Raw genomic sequence first — 4,342 nt, forward strand, 5'->3', positions numbered from 1 at the left:
ATTTATGATATTTCATAGGTAATCAAACGGAAATGATTCTAAAATCAAAAGGCGAAGGAGAGGAATGTTTGATGGATTCAGTTATTTATGTGGAAGTCATGGGAATGGCATCGGATAAGGACGGAAATCCGGTTCCGGCGGGCATGGAGATCAACATGGGTGATATTTCGCAGGGCCGAAAAATACCGTATGACGCATTGGTTTCAGCAGTTAAACTGCCTGCCCTTTTTGCCCTGTTTGGACTGGATTTTGACCCGCGCGACATAACGGTTATTACACGCGAAGACTATTTGGAAAAATACGGGGAACAGGCGAAAGAAGTCAGCCATTCAGATGATGAATGGCGTGAGTGCTCGGAGGAAGTGTTGAACGCATTTGACCTAAAAGTGGGGCGTGAAAACGATGCCAAAAATTGAGTATGTTTCTAAAAAATTTCGCGCGGCCAGTCTGGCTCTCATCGAAAAAATTGACAGCGTTGTATCCGATTACGACCGGCAGGGGTTTAGCTTGACGCTCAGGCAAGTCTACTACCAACTTGTCTCACGTGACATCATCCCGAACAAAGAAAAAAGCTATAAAATGCTCAGCACTTTAATCTCCGACGCGCGCCTTGCCGGTCTGATTGACTGGACGGCCATTGAAGACCGCACTCGTAATTTGCGGGGTCGTTCACACTGGACAACGCCCGGCAGCATGATTGATTCCGCCGCCTATTCCTATCACCTTGACCACTGGAAAGGCCAGAAAAACTATGTAGAAGTGTGGGTAGAAAAGGATGCCCTGATCGGCATTGTCGGTCAGATATGCGGGCAGCTGGACGTATCCCATTTTTCATGCCGCGGGTATGTGTCGCAGTCTGAAATGTGGGGCGCGGCACAGCGGCTGCACCGGCACCACGAACAGGGGCAACGCATTATTCTGCTGCATCTTGGTGATCACGACCCCAGCGGGCAAGACATGAGCCGCGACATTCGAGATCGGCTCACCATGTTTGATCCCAACTTAAAAGTAGAGTTTCACCGGCTTGCTTTGAACATGGAACAGATTGAACGGTACAGTCCACCGCCCAATCCCACGAAGTTGAGTGACAGTCGTGCCAATGGCTACATAGAAAAATACGGCTATGAGTGCTGGGAACTTGACGCTTTGGAGCCGCAGGTAATCAGTGACCTTATCCGTGAAAACGTAGTCAAATACCGGAGTGCCCGCCAATACAAAAGCGTTCTCAAGCAAGAAAAAAGAGAGCAGGCTCTCTTGGAAGAATTGGCGAAAAACTGGCCCAACGTTGCCGCCAATTGGAAAGAAATCAAGAGCAGGTTCTGTGAATGATTTCGTGCATCAGGATGATGCACAGCCGCCCCGTTTATGGGGCGTTCGGGAAATCGCGCAGCGCATTTTCCAGGGGGGTTGGGGGTGCCCCTCAACAAGCAAATTGCGGATGTGTGTACACACATCCACTGCTTGCCGAAGTTGCAAGCAACGGAGGCCGGGAGTGCACCCACTGCCGGACGTGGCCGCAGCCGCGTATCGTCTTCCTGCGGTGCCGCAGCGCCGTGTACCGAAAAACACCTTTGAGGTTGAAAGTATGAAATGACCGATGCCAATTACGAATCGTTCCTGCGAACGTGCTTCGCGCATCAGGAAATGATCTTGATTTCCGGGTATGACTGTGACCTTTACCGTGATGTGCTGGCCGGATGGAAAATAGACCAGGTGCACACCACGGCAGAATGCGGGGCCAAACGCGAAGAGTGTTTGTGGATTAACCCGGCTGCCGCTGATGCGCTGCAAAGACAGTCAGGATAACTACAAATGGAGGGCATACAAACATGGAGATAAAAGGTGAGTTGATGATGTCAGAGATGGTGCGGGCATCAAAAGAGAACCGTAAATTTCACACCGCACGACCAATCATTCCGCATCCATCCGGTTTATATCAAGGAAAATGATGAGCAATATGGCGAGTTTCTTGTCAAGCGTGCCGGTATCGCCTGCCTAAATGTAAAAAACGCATATACAGATTCCAATACCGATTTTGCAATCAAATGGGCGATGGAAGCGTCCGAAGGTACAGAAATATCAAACGTACAAACAATGTTCGAATTATGCGCTATTGCGTTGAAGACGTGTAGAGACACGCTTCCTGCTTGTGTATCTGAAATCGAACGGCTTCGTGCCGAAAACGCAGACAAGGATGCGCAAATCAAAGACTTGGAAACCGAATAAAAGTGAGGATAATGAATTTTGAAAGTTTATATCACACGTTATGCGCTTACTGAAGGAATTTATCTGGCGGAGGTCGAGTTGTCCCAAACTGACGATAATCGGGTTACTGTTCTCCACGGCCATCATTCGGGAATCTTTCGCAGACCAGATTGGCATGTTACCGTTACAGGTGCGATCAACCGCGCCGAACAGATGCGCAAAGAAAAAATCCAATCTCTTCAAAAACAGATTGATGGTCTGGAACGCTTGGATTTTTATGGGCAAATCAAGGATTGTAATTCAACGGGAGTGGTGCAAATCAATAATTAGACCGATATAATAACTGGCACCGTGAGTACCGCTTTTCTCCCCCGTAAATTCATGATCATGACATCGGAGGAAGGCTATGCCTTATATATCAATCGTTGAATTAAACGGCAAAAGGGTTCGGTACTGGGTCACAAAAAAGCTGGGGGCCACTGAACTGAAAGCCATGGAACGTTTTAATGCTGATCAAAAAAAGGAGATTGAGCGGCAACGAAAGGCAGATAGCCGTCACAGGGATTACCGCAGTTTAGATGATTTGGATCATTGCTCGAAAAACGCGATTTTAGAAAACCGTGACTTGTGGATTGCTGTGCGAGAGGTGCTGTCGTCCTGCACTCAGATGCAAACAGAGAGATTTCTGCTGTTTTTACATGGTTACAGTAATTCAGAAATTGCGCGTATACAGAAATGCACAAATAAAGCTGTTGAACACTCAATTTTGGATATTTTCAACAAAATTAAAAAATTTTTAATTTAGGGGGTTCCAAAATGCCTTATTTCTGTCCTATATAGTAGAGGGGTAAATTTTTGCCCCTCATGTACCTCGATAAATACCGGTAATTGGGCCGGTTATATTCAGCATTCAGGTTTTCACTGATGTTTACGCGTCTGTTCACGATGCCAATACGGGACAAGCGAAGCGGCTAAAGGCAAACGCAAAGACTACCTGCGGGATGATTCTATCCCGTATAAACCGTCCAGAAGGTACGAGCGGGAAAGTTATCTGTGGTAGGATGACTGCTGCGAGCCGTAAACATCATAAGTCGGCATTTTCTGCTCCGGAATTAAGGGGGCTGCGCGAGGACGGCGCAAGTCCGATAGTTTGAACCACAAGCTGGCCTGAATGTTCCCGCGCATCAGGGGTGAGCCGAGGGCGGAAATCCCGCCCGATAATACGATGCAACCAAAAATGAAAATGTAAGACTTGCTGCCACGATCCAATGGTTCGTGGCGCATGGTGTTCCATTTTCAGCAATGCTATGAACACCGAAGGGAGCCTACTTACTATGCATATACTTATTTTAAATTTTCATACGTCTCTGCCTATTTTCAAAACGGTGGAACAGATGAGTAAAATCAGCGGATTAGGTGAAAGCAAACTTCGTGAATTAATGAGTAACGGCGAAATTGAATTTGTATCAGTTGGCAACCGGCGCCTTCTTACAGTGCAAGCCCTTTGGGATTGGTATGAGCGTAACAAGACGGTCTGTGAAGAAGGTGCTATGATATGTCTGTAGCATCGCGGCAGGTAAAAAATAAGCGTGACGGCAATGGTAAACTGACAGGTCGATCTGGTGTGGTTTATGATGTCAACATAAAATATAAAGTGCTTGGTGGATATAAAGCTCATGTGAAGCGAGGATTTACCAAAAAAAGTGATGCTGTTGACTATGAAGCTGCAATGAAAGTCAAATTATCGGCACAATCAGTATCAACGCTTTCTACGCTATCCAAAGAAGGAAATCAGACGTTGCAATCGTACATTACAAAATGGGTGGACCGGCATGGCGCGGCAAATTTACGACCATCCAGTTTGGCATGTTACAAAAGCCATATTAAAAATCATATTATTCCAGTTCTTGGGTCTATACGGCTTAAAGATTTGGTACCAGACCAATTAGATGATTTTTATCGTATGCTGTCAGAGCAAGATTTGGCATCGAGTACAATAAAAACTGACCACCGCATTTTATCTGCCGCTTTAGAAGCTGCCCACAAATATCAGTACATAGAACGCAATCCCGCTCATGATATTGTCACAAGATTTGTAGATGATAGTCATTTGCCGGATCCATATACTGTCGAGCAA

Annotated in this window: 7 protein-coding genes; all 7 read left to right on the forward strand. The window is 46.3% G+C overall.

The window, feature by feature from the left end; translation table 11 throughout:
- Window positions 1-71 precede the first annotated feature (71 nt).
- Window positions 72-416, forward strand: coding sequence for a hypothetical protein (locus ABF463_RS13975; protein WP_415534561.1), 345 nt, complete (start codon window positions 72-74; stop codon window positions 414-416).
- Window positions 403-1,329, forward strand: a complete 927-nt coding sequence (locus ABF463_RS13980) for a hypothetical protein (protein ID WP_415534563.1) — start codon at window positions 403-405, stop codon at window positions 1,327-1,329. The genes ABF463_RS13975 and ABF463_RS13980 overlap by 14 nt, the downstream gene beginning before the upstream one ends.
- Before the next feature lie 261 nt (window positions 1,330-1,590).
- Window positions 1,591-1,806 (forward strand): hypothetical protein, encoded by a 216-nt coding sequence (locus tag ABF463_RS13985; protein ID WP_415534565.1) that lies wholly within the window; start codon window positions 1,591-1,593, stop codon window positions 1,804-1,806.
- A 438-nt stretch (window positions 1,807-2,244) separates the two neighbouring features.
- On the forward strand, window positions 2,245-2,535 hold the full coding sequence (locus tag ABF463_RS13990) for a hypothetical protein (RefSeq protein ID WP_415534567.1): 291 nt from the start codon (window positions 2,245-2,247) through the stop codon (window positions 2,533-2,535).
- A gap of 76 nt (window positions 2,536-2,611) precedes the next feature.
- Complete coding sequence (locus tag ABF463_RS13995) at window positions 2,612-3,010, forward strand: hypothetical protein (RefSeq protein WP_415534568.1); 399 nt, start codon at window positions 2,612-2,614, stop codon at window positions 3,008-3,010.
- A 529-nt stretch (window positions 3,011-3,539) separates the two neighbouring features.
- Window positions 3,540-3,770 carry a DNA-binding protein gene (locus ABF463_RS14000; RefSeq protein ID WP_415534570.1) on the forward strand — a complete coding sequence of 77 codons (231 nt, stop codon included), beginning with the start codon at window positions 3,540-3,542 and terminating at the stop codon, window positions 3,768-3,770.
- Window positions 3,761-4,342, forward strand: a 582-nt coding sequence (locus ABF463_RS14005; RefSeq protein WP_415534572.1) for a phage integrase SAM-like domain-containing protein, incomplete at its 3' end; no start/stop codon positions are given. The genes ABF463_RS14000 and ABF463_RS14005, both read left to right, overlap by 10 nt.

The sequence above is a fragment of the Ethanoligenens sp. genome, assembly GCF_047718355.1.
GTDB lineage: Bacteria > Bacillota > Clostridia > Oscillospirales > Ethanoligenentaceae > Ethanoligenens.